This is a genomic window from Saccharicrinis fermentans DSM 9555 = JCM 21142 (assembly GCF_000517085.1).
GTDB lineage: Bacteria > Bacteroidota > Bacteroidia > Bacteroidales > Marinilabiliaceae > Saccharicrinis > Saccharicrinis fermentans.
On record NZ_KI912107.1, the window covers coordinates 5,111,889 to 5,131,721 of the forward strand.

Annotated in this window: 16 protein-coding genes and 1 riboswitch; of the genes, 14 read left to right on the plus strand and 2 right to left on the minus strand. The window is 39.1% G+C overall.

Annotated elements, in window-relative coordinates:
* The first annotated feature begins 13 nt into the window (after positions 1–13).
* From CYTFE_RS27525 to CYTFE_RS0121110, 7 genes are all read left to right on the plus strand, one after another.
* Complete coding sequence (locus CYTFE_RS27525; RefSeq protein ID WP_052343338.1) at positions 14–1,177, plus strand: hypothetical protein; 1,164 nt, start codon at positions 14–16, stop codon at positions 1,175–1,177.
* Positions 1,178–1,902: 725 nt separating this feature from the next.
* Positions 1,903–2,625, plus strand: a complete 723-nt coding sequence (locus CYTFE_RS0121080; RefSeq protein ID WP_027473447.1) for an ABC transporter ATP-binding protein — start codon at positions 1,903–1,905, stop codon at positions 2,623–2,625.
* Positions 2,626–2,646: 21 nt separating this feature from the next.
* Positions 2,647–3,891: an ABC transporter permease gene (locus CYTFE_RS0121085; RefSeq protein WP_027473448.1), complete on the plus strand. Its 1,245-nt coding sequence runs from the start codon at positions 2,647–2,649 to the stop codon at positions 3,889–3,891.
* 24 nt (positions 3,892–3,915) lie between these two features.
* Positions 3,916–5,196 carry an ABC transporter permease gene (locus CYTFE_RS0121090; protein WP_027473449.1) on the plus strand — a complete coding sequence of 427 codons (1,281 nt, stop codon included), beginning with the start codon at positions 3,916–3,918 and terminating at the stop codon, positions 5,194–5,196.
* Positions 5,197–5,212: 16 nt separating this feature from the next.
* On the plus strand, positions 5,213–6,295 hold the full coding sequence (locus CYTFE_RS0121095) for an efflux RND transporter periplasmic adaptor subunit (protein ID WP_027473450.1): 1,083 nt from the start codon (positions 5,213–5,215) through the stop codon (positions 6,293–6,295).
* A 49-nt stretch (positions 6,296–6,344) separates the two neighbouring features.
* Positions 6,345–7,682: a TolC family protein gene (locus tag CYTFE_RS0121100; RefSeq protein ID WP_027473451.1), complete on the plus strand. Its 1,338-nt coding sequence runs from the start codon at positions 6,345–6,347 to the stop codon at positions 7,680–7,682.
* 251 nt (positions 7,683–7,933) lie between these two features.
* Positions 7,934–9,199, plus strand: coding sequence for an efflux RND transporter periplasmic adaptor subunit (locus CYTFE_RS0121110; RefSeq protein ID WP_044212207.1), 1,266 nt, complete (start codon positions 7,934–7,936; stop codon positions 9,197–9,199).
* Between the two features lie 87 nt (positions 9,200–9,286).
* Here CYTFE_RS0121110 and CYTFE_RS0121115 read toward each other — a convergent pair whose 3' ends face one another.
* Positions 9,287–9,742: a hypothetical protein gene (locus CYTFE_RS0121115; protein WP_027473453.1), complete on the minus strand. Its 456-nt coding sequence runs from the start codon at positions 9,740–9,742 to the stop codon at positions 9,287–9,289.
* 269 nt (positions 9,743–10,011) lie between these two features.
* Between CYTFE_RS0121115 and mnmH the strand changes: the two genes are divergently transcribed.
* Positions 10,012–11,034, plus strand: a complete 1,023-nt coding sequence (gene mnmH / locus CYTFE_RS0121120) for a tRNA 2-selenouridine(34) synthase MnmH (protein ID WP_027473454.1) — start codon at positions 10,012–10,014, stop codon at positions 11,032–11,034.
* A gap of 107 nt (positions 11,035–11,141) precedes the next feature.
* The gene (selD, locus tag CYTFE_RS0121125; protein ID WP_027473455.1) at positions 11,142–12,173 is read left to right on the plus strand and encodes a selenide, water dikinase SelD; all 1,032 of its coding nucleotides are present in this window, start codon (positions 11,142–11,144) and stop codon (positions 12,171–12,173) included.
* A gap of 82 nt (positions 12,174–12,255) precedes the next feature.
* Here selD and CYTFE_RS0121130 read toward each other — a convergent pair whose 3' ends face one another.
* The gene (locus CYTFE_RS0121130; protein WP_027473456.1) at positions 12,256–12,450 is read right to left on the minus strand and encodes a YwbE family protein; all 195 of its coding nucleotides are present in this window, start codon (positions 12,448–12,450) and stop codon (positions 12,256–12,258) included.
* Positions 12,451–12,764: 314 nt separating this feature from the next.
* Positions 12,765–12,984, plus strand: a riboswitch (cobalamin riboswitch).
* A gap of 112 nt (positions 12,985–13,096) precedes the next feature.
* Between CYTFE_RS0121130 and CYTFE_RS27530 the strand changes: the two genes are divergently transcribed.
* The 5 genes from CYTFE_RS27530 to CYTFE_RS0121155 are packed head-to-tail and all read left to right on the plus strand — an operon-like array spanning position 13,097 to position 19,833.
* Positions 13,097–15,280 carry a TonB-dependent receptor gene (locus tag CYTFE_RS27530; RefSeq protein ID WP_052343339.1) on the plus strand — a complete coding sequence of 728 codons (2,184 nt, stop codon included), beginning with the start codon at positions 13,097–13,099 and terminating at the stop codon, positions 15,278–15,280.
* 46 nt (positions 15,281–15,326) lie between these two features.
* The gene (locus CYTFE_RS0121140; RefSeq protein WP_044262978.1) at positions 15,327–16,745 is read left to right on the plus strand and encodes a PepSY domain-containing protein; all 1,419 of its coding nucleotides are present in this window, start codon (positions 15,327–15,329) and stop codon (positions 16,743–16,745) included.
* Positions 16,746–16,770: 25 nt separating this feature from the next.
* Complete coding sequence (locus CYTFE_RS0121145; RefSeq protein ID WP_200871213.1) at positions 16,771–17,631, plus strand: sirohydrochlorin cobaltochelatase; 861 nt, start codon at positions 16,771–16,773, stop codon at positions 17,629–17,631.
* Between the two features lie 22 nt (positions 17,632–17,653).
* Positions 17,654–18,790, plus strand: a complete 1,137-nt coding sequence (locus CYTFE_RS0121150) for an ABC transporter substrate-binding protein (RefSeq protein WP_244880343.1) — start codon at positions 17,654–17,656, stop codon at positions 18,788–18,790.
* Complete coding sequence (locus CYTFE_RS0121155) at positions 18,787–19,833, plus strand: FecCD family ABC transporter permease (RefSeq protein ID WP_044212196.1); 1,047 nt, start codon at positions 18,787–18,789, stop codon at positions 19,831–19,833. Before CYTFE_RS0121150 ends, CYTFE_RS0121155 begins: the two co-directional genes overlap by 4 nt.

Here is a 19,833-nt window from a genome sequence, read left to right on the forward strand (position 1 = left end):
AGTAAAGTAATGAATGATGATAAAAAAGAATATTAAGTTTATTCTGGTTTTAATTTTTATGATGGCATCTCTTTTTTTAGGAGATGTTTATGGGCAGGCTCCCTTCCAGGTGTCGGGATATGTAACTGAGATGCCTTCGTACACGTGGCAAAGAAAGTCAGATAAGCTTTGGGATAACTTGATTCATAACCGAATTCATTTAAATTATTCCAACAATGAGTATAGTAGTATTCGTATAGAGGTTCGTAATCGTTTTTTTTTAGGAGAAACAGTGCGCCATACCCCCTTGTATAAGTTTTATCTGAACAACGATCCCGGCTGGGTGGATATGAGTTTTAATTGGGGATCATCAAAAAGCTTTGTGGTCAATACCGTAATTGATCGTCTTAGTTACGAGCGTTCATGGGGTAAGTGGCAGTTGGAGGCTGGTAGACAACGGGTTAGTTGGAGCAAAAGTCTTGTCTGGAATCCCAATGATGTTTTTAATTCATATTCATATTTTGATTTTGATTACGAGGAACGCCCCCGTATGGACGGCTTGCATTTGACGTATGATGTAGATGATGAGCAGCGTTTTGAGGCAGTGTTAAAAGTTGATGGGAGTGCTAAAGTGACTTCCGCTCTGTTGTATGGTTTTAGTAAGGCAGGTTATGATTTTCAGTTGCTGGCAGGTCAAATGAATCAAGAAGATTACCTATTGGGAGCTGGATGGAGCGGGAGTGTTGCAGATGCTGGTTTTTATGGAGAACTTTCTTTTTTGTCACCAATCAACCAAAAGAACGATGATATTCTTGTTTTGTCCGTGGGGTCAAATTATACTTTTCATCAGTCTCTGACTGTAAGGGGAGAATATCTTTATTCCAGTAATTTGAATAGTTCATTTGAGGATTTTGGGAGTCTGATCTTTTATACGTCATCCATTAAAAAATTAAGTGTTACGGAGCACTCTTATATGCTAAGTGTTGGTTGTCCTGTGACTCCATCGTTAGATGTTTCCTTGGCTTATGTAGGCTTTTCTTTTCCGGTGCTAAAAAGCTTTTATGTTTCTCCTGCTATAGAATATTCCTTGAATGAGCAGTTGTCTCTTTCTGGTATCTTTCAGCTATATTCCCATGAGTGGGAAGGGAGTGATGTATTGCAGATTTCGTCTTTTGTTCGCTTAAAACTGTTTTTTTAAAGTAAGATATTCGCTTTTGTAAGTAAAGATGTTTGTGGATGATGTGTTTTTAAGGTGTTGGTATGCAATGTGTTGCCCTATGTCACGCATTTGTCACACTCTTGTCACGCATTTGTCACGCCTAAAAATAGGTATTATTGGAGCTAGTAGTGTAATTTAGCTTTCGAAGGTTAACTAATTACAAAATCTTTGTTATGAATTATATGAAAATAAGCATCCGATTTTTACTTTTTACGTTGCTACTATTGTTGGCAACACTTATTGTAGAATTTATCATTTCTAATGTTTACGCCTTATTGCTGGAATATTATTCCTTGCCAAAATCAGATTCAAACATTACTTTTTTATCATTTGTTATCAGTCTTGTTTTTACTAGCTTGTTGACCTATGGAACCGGATTTTGGCATGTGTCTAGGGTTAGTGATTGAAAAAAATCAATACAGGTGTTTCCTGTATTGATAAAATGTTTTTATTATTTGTTTTTGTTTGTCCAGGGCTTTGAGTTGGGTTCATTGCGCTGCCCAGCAAGTGTGTGTTTTGTTCGAATTCGGACAGTGTTGTTTCGTTACTGTACACTTATTGTATATAGTACTCACCAATGGTTATATGACAAAAGTCAGACATTCAGAGAGATAGGTTTTTTGGAACAAAGCTTGTTTCGTTGGATGTGCTTGAGAACGCTATGTTTTCTTTTTGCAATCGCATATTAACTAAAACTTTATCAGGTGAGTAAAAGCATTATAAAAGTCAAGTCGCTTCACAAATCTTATATTACCGGAGCCAATTCCTTGCATGTACTTAAAGGTATTGATATGGATATTAGAGAGGGAGAGATGGTATCTATCATGGGATCTTCTGGTTCGGGAAAGTCAACATTGTTAAATATTGTTGGAATACTAGATAATTATGATTCGGGAGAATTTTATCTCAACGATATTCTTATTCAAAAAATGAATGAAAAAAGGGCAGCTCAATTTAGGAATAAATATATTGGGTTTGTCTTCCAGTCTTTTAATCTTATTTCGTTTAAAAATGCAATGGAGAATGTGGCTTTGCCATTATACTATCAGGGCGTGAGTCGTAAAAAACGAAATGCGATGGCTTTGGAGTATCTGGATAGATTGGGCTTAAAAGAGTGGAGTGAACATTTACCCAGTGAACTTTCGGGAGGACAAAAACAAAGGATTGCCATTGCCAGGTCTCTTATTTCTAAGCCCAAGGTTATTTTGGCCGATGAGCCTACCGGGGCATTGGATACCAAGACTTCGTATGAAGTGATGGATATCCTGAAAGAGGTCAATGAATCAGGTATCACGGTGATTATAGTAACCCATGAGAATGATATTGCAGAGAAAACGCACCGTGTCATTCGCCTAAAGGATGGTCTTATTGAATCTAATCATACCAATTCTAATCTGATTGAAAAAGTACAAGCTCCTTCGGTATAAACCATACAATAAGATTATATCATGCTAGATTATATACAAGAAATACTATCCACCTTACGGCAAAATAAACTAAGGGCTATCATGACAGGTTTCAGTGTGGCTTGGGGTATTTTTATGCTGATACTTTTACTGGGATCGGGAAAGGGCTTGCAAAATGGGATGGAAAACAACTTTAGTGGTACTTCCAAAAATGCTTTGTGGATCTGGAGTAGAAGAACACAAGTAGCTTATGATGGCTTGAAAGCCGGACGGAGAATCCAATTTACGGATCAGGATGTTGTGGAACTGAAGAGGAGGTTAGGTGATGATTTTGATCATATATCAGGACGTTTTTATATTAGCGGAGAAGCTAGGGTTACATATCAGAATGAATTTGGTACTTACCGGACGGAGGGGGTAATGCCTGCATTTAATAAAATTCAGATCGTTCATCAAGACGAAGGACGTTTCATCAATCAGCTGGACATTGATGAATACCGCAAAACCATCGTGATTTCGGAGCCTGTGAAAAAAACATTGTTTAAAGATGGGCAGGATGCCATAGGAAAATATATTCGAGTGAACAGTGTGCCTTTTAAGGTGGTGGGGGTGTTTACGGATCCTGAAGACAAAGAGCGTAAAAGAGTCTACTTGCCCCTAACTACTGCTCAGCGGGTGTTTAATGGTATTAATAAGTTGGGAGAAATGGCCATTGCAACCAATGCTACTACTGTGGCCGAAAATAAGCGTATTGAAGAAGAAGTAAGAAGTTTGTTGGCCAAGCGTCATCGGGTATCTCCTGAAGACAAGCAGGCTTTGGGTATTTGGAATACCTTGGAGCATTTTAAGCAAGCGCAGGGTGTTTTTACCGGAATAAGATTTTTTGTGTGGATTATTGGTATTATGACCATTATAGCAGGAATTGTTGGCGTGAGTAATATCATGATTATTTTGGTAAAAGAAAGAACCAAAGAGATAGGTATCCGAAAAGCGATTGGTGCAACGCCTTTATCTATTATTCGGCTGGTTCTTTCGGAATCTGTTTTTATAACTGCATTTGCAGGGTTCTTTGGCTTGGTTGCGGGAATCGGAATTTTGTCCTTGGTAAGTATGGGATTGCAAAATGCAGGGGGCGATATTCAACGTGCTTTCTGGAATCCATCAGCAGATATTTCAGTGGCCGTTTGGGCTTTGTTAATTCTTGTGGTTGCGGGCCTTGTGGCTGGTTATATCCCGGCTCGCAAAGCTTCTTCTATTCGCCCCATTGAGGCGTTGCACGACGAATAAATTTTTAATCTAAAACTACAAACCGTGTTTGACAGAGATAGATGGCAGGAAATATTAAATGCCGTAAGGAAAAATAAATTACGTAGTACACTGACTGCTTTTGGTGTATTCTGGGCCATATTTATGTTGGTGGTTATGATGGGCTCAGGCAATGGGCTTAAGAATGGAATAACGGCCGGAGTCAAGGATTTTGCTACCAATAGTGGATTTATGTGGGCTGAATCTACCACCAAAGCTTATGAAGGTTTTAAGCGAGGTCGTCATTGGGATATTAGTAATCAGGATATTATGGAGATAAAAGATGGTGTTCCTGAGCTAGGCGTTATTTCACCGCGATTAAACGGATGGAATCTTAGGAGTGGTGAGAATATTGTGAGAGGAAAGCGTTCTGCCGCTTTTAATGTCATGGGTGACTATCCCGCTTATCGCAAAATTGACCCATGTACCATGTTGTGGGGACGTTACATCAATGATGAGGATATCAAACAGAAAAGAAAAGTGTGCATTATTGGTGAAAATGTCTACGATGTGATGTTTGATGAAAATGAAGACCCAGTGGGAAAGTATCTTCGGGTAAATGGAGTGTATTTTATGGTGGTGGGCGTGTTTCGTTCTAATAATCCCAATATTAATATAGGGAGTAATAAAAAGGAAACAGTTTATATGCCTTTTACTTCTATGCAACAGACTTACAATTATGGCGATAGGGTCCACTTTTTTGGTATCACAGCCAAGGATGGAGTAAAGGTGAAGGATGTCATGGATAAGATAAAAGTTATCCTGCAAAAAAATCATAAACTATCGCCGGATGATGAAGATGCCATAGGTAAAGTGGATATTGAAAATGAAATAAAAACCATGTTTTATATTTTCTTGGGTATCGATATTTTGATATGGGTGGTTGGTCTGGGAACTTTGTTTGCGGGTGCGATAGGGATTAGCAATATTATGCTGATCATAGTAAGGGAGCGAACAAAAGAGATAGGTATACAGCGCGCTATCGGAGCACGTCCAAGTATTATTATAGGTCAGATTTTAACTGAATCGGTGTTCTTAACCACCGTAGCGGGTTTTATTGGTTTGGCCTTTGGAACCTTTGTGTTGTATATAGTAGATATTGCGGTGGATGCCTCTAGGGCCGCCGCTCCACCTGATGAAGAATCTTTTTTTCTGAATCCTGAAATAGGTCTGCCCATTGCATTGGCATCCCTGGCTATGTTAATATTTGTGGGTTTTATTGCCGGATTAATACCGGCCATGAAAGCCATTCGCATTAAACCAATTGAAGCATTACGTCACGAATAAAATAAATATACAAAAAATGAAAAAGTTACTTAGGATATTGTTAGGAATTGCCTTGCTTGCCTTGTTCGGATGGGTGGTGTTCTACCTTTATAGTCAATCGAAAAAGGATCCAGAGGTATATGAAACCGAAACCGTTGAGGTATCGAGTATTGTAAAAAAAACAGTGGCTACAGGGTCAGTTGTTCCGCGTCAGGAAATTGAAATAAAGCCGCAAGAGTCTGGTATTATCACTGAAATATATGTGGAAGAGGGTGATCAGGTGAAAAAAGGAGATATTATTGCTAAAGTGCAAATTATTCCTGAGATGGTTCAGGTTAATAGTGCCGAGAGTCAGTTGAATAAAGCAAAAATAGGATTTAAAAATGCGGAGATTGAGTATAAACGAAAAAAAGAATTGTTTGATGGGGGTGTGATTGCTGAATCGGAGTATCTGGATGCACTGATGGTCTACGAAAATGCAAAGGAGGATGTGAATGCCGCGGATAACAATCTTCAGTTAATAAAAGAAGGTGTAACAAAAAAAATGGGTGCACAAACCAATACGATCATCAAGGCTACTATTGATGGTATGGTGCTGGACGTTCCTGTTGAGGTGGGTAACTCCGTGATTAAAAGTAATGCCTTTAATGATGGTACCACAGTGGCTGTTTTAGCGGATATGAGTAATATGATTTTTCAAGGTAAGGTGGATGAAACAGAAGTGGGAAAGATAAGAGAGGGAATGGACTTGGAGTTGTCTATAGGTGCCATTGAGGAAGAGAAATATGATGCAAAGCTTGAGTTTATTGCACCTAAGGGAGTGGAGGAAAATGGAGCTATTCAGTTTGAAATAAAGGCCGCTGTGGCTTTAACTGATGGTCAGTTTATTCGATCTGGCTATAGTGCTACAGCTGATATTGTGCTGGATAGAAGAGATAGTGTTTTTGTGATTCAAGAGAAGTTAATTACTTTTAGTAACGATTCGGCATTCGTGGATGTAGAAGTGGGGGAACAGCAGTTTGAGAAAAAGTTGATAGAGACTGGGCTTTCTGATGGTATTCAAATAGAGGTGAAGTCTGGTATCGATAAAGATGATAAAATAAAAGTTCCAAAGTCGTAAGTTGCAAGGAAGCTCTTTTCTAAAAGTGAAAATTTTAAGCTAGTAAAAAATGATAAAAATAATATTACCACTGTTTGTTGTGCTGCTTTTTAGTAGTCTGACTCATGTAAATGCCCAGAAAGTATGGACATTGGAAGAGTGTATCTCTTATGCCTTTGAAAATAATATTACCGTAAAAAGGCAAGCGTTAAATGCAGCGTATCAGCAAAATGAGCTGCAGCAAAGTAAGATGAATCGCTTGCCTGATTTAAATGCACAAACATCTTATGGTCATAGCTATGGTTATACTTGGGTTCAGCAAGAAGCCGAAAATATTGATGTAAATAACCGTTCCTTTGGAATGGGTATTGGTACTTCGGTAGATGTGTTTAATGGTTTTAGTGCACGTAATACAGTGAGGCGTAACAAAATAGACTTGATGGCGTCGCTGGCTTCGAATGAGGTGGTAAAGAATGACATCGCATTACGTATTACTAGTCAGTATTTGCAAATACTATTTGATAAAGAGTTGCTGGCTGTTGCCAAAGAGCAATATGAAGTGACCAATCAGCAGGTGGAGCGGGCATTAAAATTGGTAGCTGCAGGAAGTGAGGCCAGGGGTAGTTATCTTGAAATAAAATCACAAGCCGCCAAGGAGGCATTAACAGTTACCCAGCAAGAAAATAATTTGGCGTTATCTATATTGGATCTGGCACAGCTACTGGATTTGGAGAATGTGGATGGTTTTGATGTGGTGTCACCTGTTATGCCCGAGATAGAGGGGATGAAGCTGAATAAGGCGGATGAGGTTTATGCTATAGCAGTGGATATTATGCCGCAGATTAAAAAGGCTAATTATACATTGGAGAGCTCTGAGATTGATGTGAACATTGCTAAAAGTAATTATTATCCTAGTTTAAGCCTATCTGCTCAATGGGGAGCAAGTGCCAACTGGTTAATGGAAGATCCTAATGGGTTTAATCGTTCGTTGGGGGATCAGATTAATTCAACTAAGAATACCTATATAGGGGCGTCACTGAATATCCCTATTTTTAATAAGTTGCAAACTCGTACCAATGTTAAAAATGCCCGTATCAGTGTGTTGGATGCTAAGTTTTCATTGCAACAGGAGAAGCTGGCTTTGCGTAAAGAAATACAGCAGGCTTATGCCGATGCCTTGGCTGCTTATAATAAGTATTTGTCAAGTTATGAGGCTGTTATGTCGTATAAGGAGTCGTTTCGCTATACGGAGCAAAAATTCAGCGTAGGATTGGTAAACTCTGTTGATTTCAATGTGGCAAAGACTGACTTTACAAGGGCTCAGTCGGATTTGTTGCAATCGAAATATGAATATATCTTGCGAAATAAGATTCTTGATTTTTATAAAGGGATTCCTATTGTTTTATAGAAGAAATCAGATTTTTTGATTGTATTTAGTTTGGTAAGGTAGCACCTGTCTGTTTTTTTAGATAGGTGCTTTTGGTTTTTAATTGGTTGATTAAAAAATGTATATTGTAACATATTTTAGTGACATTGTTATCGTGTGTCAGCGAGATGTTAAATTATTGATGCTTGAACGAGCTATGAAAAAATATCTTTCACAGGAGGAATGTATTTTAGGCGAGTTTTGTAAGCCCATTGAAAAATAAAATTAAATACATGAAAAGGAATGTACTTTATCCACTTATCGCATTGTTAGTTGTTGTGATAGGTCTTATTGTTGCAAAAAAGCAAGGTTGGGTTGGAGGTGAATTTCGCCATAAGGTAATGGTAGAAAAAGCAGAGCGAAGAACGCTTACAGAGCTGATTACTGCCAACGGAAAAATAAAGCCTCAAGTGGAGGTGAAGGTGTCGTCAGATGTGTCGGGCGAGATTCTAGATTTGAGCGTTAAAGAGGGTGATGAGGTTGTGAAAGGACAGGTGCTGGCAAGGATACAGCCAGATATTTATCAGCGTAATCTGGAGAAAATGCAAGCTTCTGTGCGTAGCTCGGAAGCTAATTTGGCTCAGTCGGAGGCTCAGTTTCAGCAAAAAAAGTTGGCCTTTGAGCGTTTCCAATCTTTGTGGAAACAGCAGACCATATCAGAGTCGGAATATGAGCAGGTATTGGCTGATTATAATGTGGCCAAAGCTAGTGTAGAGGCCGCTCAAGCCGCATTGATAAATGCCCGGGCTTCGTTGAATGAAGCTAAGGATAATCTTAGCAAAACTACCATTTACGCCCCAATGGATGGAACAGTGTCTCAGCTGAACGTTGAAAAAGGAGAAAGGGTTGTGGGTACTGCGCAGTTTGAAGGAACGGACATGATGACCATCGCTAATTTGAATAATATGGAAGTAGTGGTGGATGTGAATGAAAATGATATTATTCGCGTAGCATTAATGGATACTGCGCTGATAGAGGTAGATGCTTATTTGAAAACTAAGTTTAAAGGGGTGGTAACTGAAATTGCCAACTCGGCCCGATCTGAAGGGATCAGCGCTGATCAGATTACTAATTTTGAGGTAAAAGTGCTTATTCTGCCAGCTTCTTATCAAGAACTCATGGAGGAAAAAGGACGTGGTTTTTATCCTTTTCGCCCTGGCATGTCAGCTACCGTTGATATACAAACCAATACTAAATTAGATGTCTTAACGATTCCTATCCAATCGGTAACAACAAGAAAAGATACTGCAGGAATGGATGAAAGCGAAAAGGATTTGAAGGTGGAGATGGAAAAGGTAGAGGTGGTGTTTGTTGTGGAGGAAGGGAAAATTCAGCAGAGGAAAGTGATAACGGGTATTCAAGATACTCAATTCATTGAAATAATAGAGGGTATAGAGGATGGTGATGAGCTTGTGAGTGCTCCCTATAGTGCCATTTCTAAAAAACTGAAGCATGACGATCCGGTAGAAGTAGTGGATAATTTATTTGCAGATAAGTAATGTATAGTCCCGGAACACGAAGTGTCCGGGACTGTTATGTGTTTGTGTTTTATATATTGCTGGTGTACAAGGCCTCATGAGATGGACCTAACTGATATTTTTAAGTTCTTTGGTTGCTTTTACCTTATTGTTAGGGTTGTTACAGTAACTGGCCAGTGATTGGATAGCTCTAAGTTCCAACTCAGTTTGACTGAGTGATTTTTTTTCGTCTTCCAATAATTGTTTGGCATAACAGCTGATGTATAGGGCGATTAATTCCTCTTTTTCGTCTGTCAGCGCTTTTATCTTATTGCTAATCTTGAAATTTAAAGAGGGACTCCCTTTCATCCATCTGACAATGAAAGTGGTGGCAGCTTTTCTTTCTGTATCTTTTTTGTTGTAGGGCGTCATCAATAAGTAATAGCTACAATCCAAAACTTGTTCCGAATAAGCGGCATAATCTTCATCGGATTCTAATTTTATATCATTCAGATATGTGAATTGGGCATTGGATAATGTTACGGTTGCGGTAAGGATCATTAAAATTATAACTGACTTTTTCATAGACTCTAAATTTTATTTTCAATGCATATATGGAACTCACTTTTATAACAATTCTGTATGCGTGTTTTATTTATATTACGTAAGGTGTTGTAAATGTTCTTGTTGCTTGATGAAGGTGTGTCAGTGGTCGATGAACGTTAAATTTTTATTGCTAAATTGATTAATAGAGATGTGGTATGGCTGGTATTAAGAAGCAATGATGCTTATTTAAAAAGGAAAAATGAGTATAAGTAAGTTAAGGTTTGTCTATAAAGTAGTATTTTTGTGCAATGACCGATATATTAATCAATGAATATTTTAGCGCATATGCTTCCTATCCGGTTATTGACGTAAGGTCACCCGGGGAATTTAAGAAAGGGCATATTGTGGGAGCATATAATATTCCACTTTTTACCGATGCCGAACGTGCGCATGTTGGAACGGTTTATAAACAGAAAGGGCCAGATAAGGCTATGAGCTTGGGTTTAGAGTATGTGACTCCTAAGTTGCGTTGGTTTGTGGAACAGGCAGCATTGGTTGCACCGCAAAAAAAAGTTGTAGTACACTGTTGGCGTGGAGGAATGAGGAGTCATGCTTTTGCGGAGCACCTGGAAGAGAATGGGTTCGAAGATGTGAAGGTGATTGAAAAAGGCTATAAGGCTTTTCGGAATTTTGTATTGGATAGTTTTACTGTTGAGATGCAGCTAAAGGTGATAGGTGGTTATACGGGAAGTGGCAAGACACGTATTCTATCTCGCTTAAAGGAAGAGGGATGTCAGGTTATTGATTTAGAGGGACTGGCTTGTCATAAAGGATCGGCTTTTGGATCTATTGGTGAAGATGATCAGCCTACTGTTGAACAGTTTGAGAATAACTTGTTTGATCAATGGCGGATGCTGGATTTTAATCGGCCTGTATATGTTGAGGATGAAAGTCACAATATTGGTGCTGTGAAGATTCCTATGGGTTTGTATGAGAAAATGAAGGATGCCAAGGTGTATTTCTTGAATATTCCCAAGGAGAAAAGGGCCTTGGCTTTGGTGAAGGAATATGCGGGTATAGATGATGATTTGTTGAAGCAAGGGATCCTTAAAATTACCAAACGTTTGGGAGGACTGGTTGTAAAAGAAGCGTTGCAAGCCTTAGAGAATAAAGATTATTTTAAGGTAGCTATGCTTACTCTTAATTACTACGATAAAGCGTACTGGAGAGGAGTGCAAAAAAGAGATAGGCATAAAATAGTCTATTGTGAATTGACGAATTGTGATCCTCTTGTTAACGCAGCCTATATCAAACAACATGTTAATGGATAGCATGTTGCAAAGCATCATGAAATGAGCTATGAAAACACTGATACCACATGGGTTGATGTTTTGTTCTGGCGAGTTATATGTGGCCATTGAAGATTAAATTTAAACATATGAAGGATATAAAATTAACGAGCTATAGTCACGGCGCCGGCTGTGGCTGTAAAATTTCGCCTCAGGTTCTCGATTCAATATTGGTGAGTAGTGTTACTCCTGTTTTGGATGATAGGTTATTGGTGGGTAATGATAGTCGTGATGATGCGGCCGTTTATGATATGGGAAATGGAATGGGCATCATTAGTACAACAGATTTTTTTATGCCTATTGTTGATGATCCTTTTTCGTTTGGGAAGATTGCTGCGGCCAATGCCATAAGTGATGTGTATGCCATGGGTGGACAGCCTTTAATGGCCATTGCTATTTTGGGCTGGCCCATTAATAAAATCCCGGCAGAAGTGGCGAGTGAGGTTTTGAACGGAGGACGTGAAGCGTGTAAAGAAGCTGGGATTATACTGGCAGGAGGACATAGCATTGATAGCCCAGAACCTATATTTGGTTTGGCTGTAACAGGAAAAGTGGACTTGAATCATCTTAAACAAAATAATACCGCAACAGAGGGGTGTCGATTATATCTAACAAAACCGTTGGGCGTTGGGATTCTTACTACAGCCCAGAAAAAAGGACTGCTAAAAGAAGAGCATAAAAATGTGGCTCCGGATGCGATGAGTAAGTTAAATAAGATAGGTCAGGATTTGTCCAGAATTTCAGGGGTAAAAGCCATGACGGATGTTACTGGTTTTGGTTTGTTGGGTCATCTGCGTGAGATGTGTGAAGGGAGTAAGTTGACCGCGTATATCAAGCATGAAAATATACCTCGATTTGATATGTTAGACGAATATATTGCGCAGGACTGTATCCCCGGAGGTACCCATCGAAATTGGGACAGCTTTGGAGATAAGATTAATTTGGCCGATTTGCGTTTGAAAAGTTTGCTTTGTGATCCACAAACAAGTGGTGGATTATTGATTGCCGTTGAGCCAGCGTCATGCAGAGATGTAGAGGAACTGCTTAAAAAATATGATGTGGAAGCCAAAAGCTTTGGAGAGTTGAAAGCTCAAGCAGAAAAATGGGTAGTGGTAAGCTAAGTTAACTTCGTGTTTTACCATATAAAAACTCCCGTTTAACTTTGGTTGAACGGGAGTTTGTATCTTTCAAAATAAGAAAGTATTAAAGCTTTATGAGCTTAACTCTTCCGACCTGACCGCTTTTTAATTTGCATTCAATTCCTTTCAGGTGAAAGGGTGCTTCATCAATAACATCCTGAACAACACCGTGTGTTAAATGTCCTGAGCGCTCATCTTGTTTCTGAAGAATCGCTACTTTTGTTCCCTTCTTAATGTTTTTTCTTTCTCTTCCGTCCATTAATCTGTCACTTATAAATATATAATCGTTATTCTATTTTGATGTGCTTTTATTAAAGTTAATTCGTCAAAGCGAAGTGCCTATTATAGTTGTGTTTTGTTGTGAAAAATGGCCTACAAATTTATTACAATAGTGTAATATAAGCAAATGTTAGTTCAGTGTTAAGCGTATTTTAACTTTTTTTTACCAATGGACAGGTGTAGTCTGAAAACAAAAGTTCTTTTGTTTTTTATTTAGTTAGCTCTTCAACCTTGGGTGTTCAGTAATCATTTATTATTAAGTCTCTGTTTATTGCAATAGTAAATTAATTACTTAATTTTGCGGCCGTAAATGGTTCTTTTAGTTGTATGAACATACAATTGGATTAAAAGGGAATGCAGTGAAAATCTGCAACAGTTCCCGCTGCTGTAAGTCCACCTCCGGTATTCCGGAAACAAGGGGTTTTTAAACTTCTGCCACTGTTTGTCATCAGATGAATGGGAAGGCATAAAAACCTGGACAAGTCAGAAGACCTGCCATTACTTAATATTTTAAACATTTTGCTTCCGGGAAAGAAGTTATTGTTTTGAGCAGTTTTTCATTGTTCTTACATTATTCTCTTGATTTACGGAATTGCAAAGTGAAGTTGTTATTTTAAACTTTTACTATGCAAAGGATTATTAATGTAGCTGTTATGCTATTGCTTACAGCATTTATTGCGCATGCGCAGGAGGCTGAGCTAAAAGGAGTGGTCATCCTCAAAAACAACCAGCAGCCCTTACCGGGTGCCAACGTTTATTTTTCTGGGACAACAACAGGTACGGCCACAAACAACAAAGGGGTGTATCAATTAAAGAAGTTAAAGCCAGGGGTCTATGACTTAAGTGTTTCATTTTCTGGATTTAAGAAGGTGAAAAAAAGTGTGTCTCTCCAGAAGGGGGAGAATGTTGTGAATATTGAAATGGTTGAGTCGGACCATAGCTTGGGCGAGATTGTGGTGACTGGTACAGGAACGGCTCATCATTTAAAAACGGCTCCTGTACCCACCGAACTTATTAGTAAAAAGGCTATTGCCAATGCAGGGGCATCTGATTTTAACGATTTGATGCTCAATATAAGCCCATCCTTCGAGTTTAACCCCGGAACAATGGGCTCTTTTATGTCAATCAATGGTTTAGGCAATGATTTTATATTGGTTTTGATTGATGGTAAACGTATGTACGGAGATATTGGAGGACAGAATGATTTGAGTCGCATTAACCCTGATGATGTTGAACGCATTGAAATATTAAAAGGGGCAGCTTCTTTGCTGTATGGCTCTGATGCCATTGCAGGGGTGATTAATATCATTACCAAAAAATCGAAGCAAAAACTGAATGTGTCCAATACCACCCGTATTCGTGATTATGCTACGATCCAACAAAGTAATACGGTTGATTTAAATTTTGGAAAAATATCGTGGAATGGAAATTTTAATCATAAAAGCAGTAATGGTTGGCAATTGAGTCCATACGAATTGGATGGAAATGACTTGGTGGAAACCGAGGCAAAGGCTCAAAATAAATATACAGATCATACCTTTAGTCAGGTGTTAACCTTTCGTGCCAGCGATAAATGGGAGGTGTATGCTGGTCATTCAGTTTACGAAAAAGATATGTTCAGACCACAGTCAGTGGGTAAGTATGGATATTACTTTGATGATAAGACCTTTGAAATGGGAGCTAAGTATTTGTTGAATAGAAAGGATTATATTTCATTGGATTACAATTATGACCAATTCCGTTACTATTATAGGTATAACCAAGATTACAAAGATTATTCCGATGGTGATAAGTCTATTAATAATGATCAGCGTTTGAATAATATACGCTTAAAGTATGTGATGGCCATCTCTAAGAATAATAAGTTGACCCTAGGAGAGGATTATACTGAAGAAAAAATGGTGTCGGAGGATCGTTTGGAGGAGGGAGAAGCAGCAGCTCATACCATTGCTGTTTATGCACAGGATGAAATTACCTTGTTCAACCATTTGAATGTAGTGGCAGGTATTAGAGCCGTCAAGCATAAAGAGTTTGGAGGCGCATTTACACCTAAAGTATCTGTTCTTTATAAATTGAATAGTCTCAACTTTAGAGCTACTTATGGACAAGGATTTAAAGCTCCCACATTGAAAGAGTTGTATTATGCCTATGAAAAAGGAGGGACTTTATATATGGGTAATCAGGATTTGGATCCTCAGAGGTCACAGTTTTATTCCGCAGGCATTGAGCTCAATCACCATGTGATATCGGCCAGTTTAACGGCTTATGAGAATGAAGTGAATGACCTGATAGATTATAGGGATGTTGAATTGCTTGAGGGTGACGCTGAGAACGGAATCAGTAAACGACGCCAGCATTACAATGTGGATGAATCACGGTCGCGAGGCTTTGACTTTTTGATGAATGCGAAATTGGGGGCTGGCTTTACCTTGGGAGGTGGATATAGCTATGTGGATGCTAGAGATCTTAGTAATGATGAACGTCTGGATGGTGTGGCGCAGAATTATGGTAATGTAAGGGTGAATTACGAACATGCCTGGAAGTCGTACCGTTTTAATGCTAATGTGATAGGGCGTATTCAGGATGATAAATCATATGATAATGGTGATGATAATGCCAAAGGATATGATTTATGGAAAGTAACCACCAATCATCGGTTCTCCAATTTGGGTGCTTTTGTGCTAGAAGCCCAGCTGGGTATCGATAATGTATTTGATTATGTAGATGATAGTCCTTATGGTTCGCATTACGGAACCATTCACCCCGGACGTACTTTTTTTGCTGGCGTAACTATTCATTTTGCACAATAAAGATATTTTGAAACAGATTAATAAACAGATTATAAAAATTCATAATATGTCAGGTTCTTTTTTGAGCCTGATATTTGTGTTTTGGTGCTTTTCAGGAATCGTGTTGATTTTTGATGGCTTTCCCCACGCTTCTCGCGAAGAGCGTTTTTTGCATCTGGCAGAGTTTAGTCCGGAGGCATTGACCAACTTGCAAGCTCCGTCAGAAACATTTAAAGGGAATGTTTCGCTTGAGATTAGCGATGGAAACCCCGTTTATCGTGTTCGTTCCGGTAGGAAAAGCAATAAAGTATTTGACGCACGTACTTTAATGGAGGTGCCAGTGTTTACGGAGGCATATGCCCAAAGCTTAACAGAGTCTTTTAATGGCCATCCGGTGCGTAAGATAGAACGGATGGACGATCTAAGTCAGTGGGTGCCATGGAATTACTATAAGCCTTTGTTGCCTTTTTACAAATGTTATATGGCGGATAAGGAGCATACGGTACTGTATGTGTCGGCCAAAACAGGAGAGATCATTCAGGAAACAAAGCGACTGGAGCGATGGAGTGCCCGATTGGGTGCCATTCCTCATTGGATTTATTTTAAGCAACTCAGGTCTTTAGAAAAAACATGGAGACTGGTGGTGATAATACTGGCCTCCTTGGGAATATTGATGACCGTGACTGGTATTTATGCAGGAGTAATACGTTATAGAAAACGCTCGAAGAATAGTATAACCCCCTATAAAAAGTTTTGGTATAAGTGGCATCATATCACGGGTTTCTTCTTTGGTTTTTTTGTGTTTACCTTTGTTTTAAGTGGACTTATTTCGGTTAGTTCCATCCCGGATTGGATGGTTGGTGTAAAAAAATCAGATAAGGTAAAAGTGGGTTGGAATCAAAAATTAGACCTGCGTATGCATCATCATACTACACCTTGGAATATTTACAAAGCATTGGATAATAAGGATGGTGTGCGAAAGATAGAATGGAAAAGCGTTTTGGGTCAGGCGCAGTATCATGTTTATTATGAGGACTATCAGAAGCCGGATGTTTATACATTGTATAACGATAGTGTGATTTCGCAGCGACCTTATTCAATGAGCGATATACAGTCTCAGGCAAATATATTATTAGGTCAAATTCCGTTTTCGATACAAGAGCAGTTCACATACGATAATTATTATGCTGGTTCAGGAATGATTTATTTGCCTCAACCAGCCTATAAAATAATGGTGGACGATGTCGCAAATACTTGGTTATATATTGACCCGGCCAGCGGAGAAGCAGTAAAAACCCTGACACGAAATACGCGCTTACGCAGGTGGTTGTATCGTTTTTTGCATACGCTGGATATTCCCATGCTTAAAAAAATGGATGGATTGCGTAAAACGATTCTGGTGTTGCTGTGTTTAATGGGATTGGCCATTAGTGTAACAGGGTTTGTAATAGGTATAAAGTGGTTTAAAAGGAACTTGGGCTGGTAAAATGAAGGCTGTTAAAAGTATGATAATGAATAAAAACTGGTGTAAAATATTATTGTTTGTGGTGTTATCGTTTAAAATGTCATCCGCTTTTGCAGATGTAAAAACGGAGAAGGCGATTCTTTTGGTAACCTTTGGTACCAGTTATCCGGAGGCAAGGCTGGCTTTTACTCATATTGAAGATATGGTGAGAGCTGAATTTCCAGATACAGAAGTACGATGGGCTTATACGTCCAAGATTATTAGAAAGATATTAAAGAAAAGAGGCGAACATGTTCACTCTCCGGCAGAGGCCTTGGCCATATTAGGCGAAGATGGGTATACACAGGTGGCGGTTCAGTCGCTTCATATTATTCCCGGCGAAGAATATGAAAATTTAAAGGCCACTGTTAATGCATTTAATAAAATGCCCAAGGGTATTCAGCGTGCAAAATTGGGTGCTCCCCTTTTGTATGATCATGAAGATCATATGAAACTGGCGCGTGTGATAGATGATGAGTTCAAAGAAAAAATAGGTGAGAAAAAAGCTTTGCTTCTAATGGGCCATGGCACGAGTCATAGTGCCAATGTTTATTATCCGGGGTTTCAGTATTATTTGAATCAAATATCTCACAAATATTTTGTGGGTACAGTTGAAGGTTTTCCCACTTTGGAGGAGGCGATTCCTCAGTTAAAAAAGAGCGGGATAAAAACAGTAATGCTTACTCCGTTTATGTCGGTGGCAGGCGATCATGCCCGTAACGATATGGCAAGTGATGAGGAAGATAGCTGGAAAAGCTTACTGGAAAAAGAAGGATTCAAGGTGGAGGTGGTGTTAAAAGGACTGGCTGAATATAGTTCGGTGGTAAATATATGGATGGAGCATTTAAAAGCAGTATATAGCGAATAATGATGGCGTAATTATTGGTGAAATGTTGAAATTTAATTTAAAAGTGATGAGTAAGTTGCTGATAGTTTTGTTTTTGAGTTGCATGCTTTCTTCTTGTAATGGAGATGCAAGTAAGTCGAATAAAAAGAAAGAAACAGAGACGGAACCGGTTGTTTTAAGACATGCCAGGGAATTTTCTATCGGGAAGTCGGCAGATCATATGGAGCTAAAAGTTCACAGAAAAGGAGAACAAGGAGGCTATGATATTTTTAAGCTGGTTAAAACGGAAGCAGAGGCTCAGGGCGTATTAAATACCATAAAAGTACCCGCCCAAAAGATTATATGCCTGTCTTCGACCCAGCTGACTTACTTTTTTGCCTTGGATGACATTGACGATATTGTGGCTATTAACAGTAGTAGGTATCTGCGACATGAAGGTATGAGAGAGAGGGTTGAATCGGGGCTGGTGAAGAAAATTGGTAAGGAAGGAAGTTTTAACCTGGAAACCATAGCAGCATTGGATCCCGATGTGATCTTTGTGTCACCTTTTAAGGTGGGCGGCTTTGATGTGCTGCGAAGCCTGGGAATACCGCTGGTTCCCATGGCTGCCTACAACGAAGAAACACCCCTGGGACGTGCCGAATGGATAAAGATGATATCTCTTTTCGTGGGAAAAGAGGAAAAAGCAGACTCTATTTTTGAAGGTATTGAAACAAGTTACGAAAGACTGAAAGCGCTGACTGCCCATGTGAAAAAACGACCGACTGTGTTTTCCGGAAAAATGCGGTCCGGGAGTTGGTATGTTCCCGGAGGAAATAGTTTTTATGCCCATTACTTTAGAGATGCTGGAGCTGATTATTTTATTAAAGATGATAAGCAAGGTGCTTACCCTTTAGATTTTGAAACGGTATATCATAAAGCTTCGGAATGTGATTATTGGCGTATTATTCATCCGGAAAAATCAGGATTAACACTGAATGATTTAAAAAAGCAAGATCCTAGATATGCAGATTTTAAGGCCTTTAAAGCTAAAAATGTGCTCTTGTGTAATATTAGGGAAAAACCTTATTATGAGCAGGTTGGTATGATGCCGGACGTACTGCTTGCTGATTATATTCACTATTTTCATCCGGAGTTATTGCCACATCATACACCTTATTTTTACGAAAAATTAAGATGATAAAGAAAATTGGGAGGATATCGTTTGTGATTATGCTGGCCATTGTTTTATTGGTGGTTTTAGCTTCACTTAATTTAGTGCTGGGTTCGGTTCATATTCCTTTGCATGAGGTAAAGACTATCTTGTTTACAGGAGGAGGAGCTAATCGGGTGTTTGAGAATATTATCTTAAAAACACGTCTGCCACAAACCATTGTTTCCATGGGAGCGGGGATGGCACTTGGGGTGGCAGGTTTGTTGATGCAGACGCTGTTTCGTAACCCATTGGCAGGACCGTCTGTATTGGGTATTTCTTCTGGTTCCAGTCTGGGTGTGGCTTTTGTGATGCTTTTTACCGGAAATATTTTAGGTTTTACTTTTACCAGTATGGGAGCCTGGGGAGATTTTGCAGTTATTTTTTCGTCCCTTTTGGGAGCTGCCGGCGTACTGGCTTTGATTTTATTTATATCGCATCGCATAGGAGGCACCTTAAGTGTATTGATAATTGGTGTTATGATCGGCTACCTGAGTAGTTCATTGGTTAGTCTTTTAAAATTCTATAGTCCTGAAGAGGATGTGCATAATTATGTTATATGGGGCTTGGGTAGTTTTAGCCGCTTGGCACCTGACAGAGCATCATTGTTTGGAGTGATAACCATTGTTCCTGCTCTTATGGCAACGTGGCTCAGCAAACCACTTAACTTATTAGCTTTGGGAGATCGCTATGCCACTAACCTGGGCTTGAATATAAAAAAAGCCAGGTTTTTTATTATTGCCTTTGCCGGTTTTATGACAGCTATTGTTACTTCTTTTTGCGGACCTATTATTTTTATAGGAGTAGCGGTACCTCATCTGGCAAAGTTGCTTTCAAAAACATCAAACCATTTTTTCTTGATACTCAATGCTGCACTCTTGGGTGCTGCCACAACACTTTTGTGTAATTTATTGGCGCGTATGCCCGGCGTGGAACAGGAATTACCCATCAACTCGGTGACGGCTTTTATTGGTGCACCTGTGGTAATATGGGTCATCTGGAAACGACGTAAGGAAAATAGAATGGAGTAA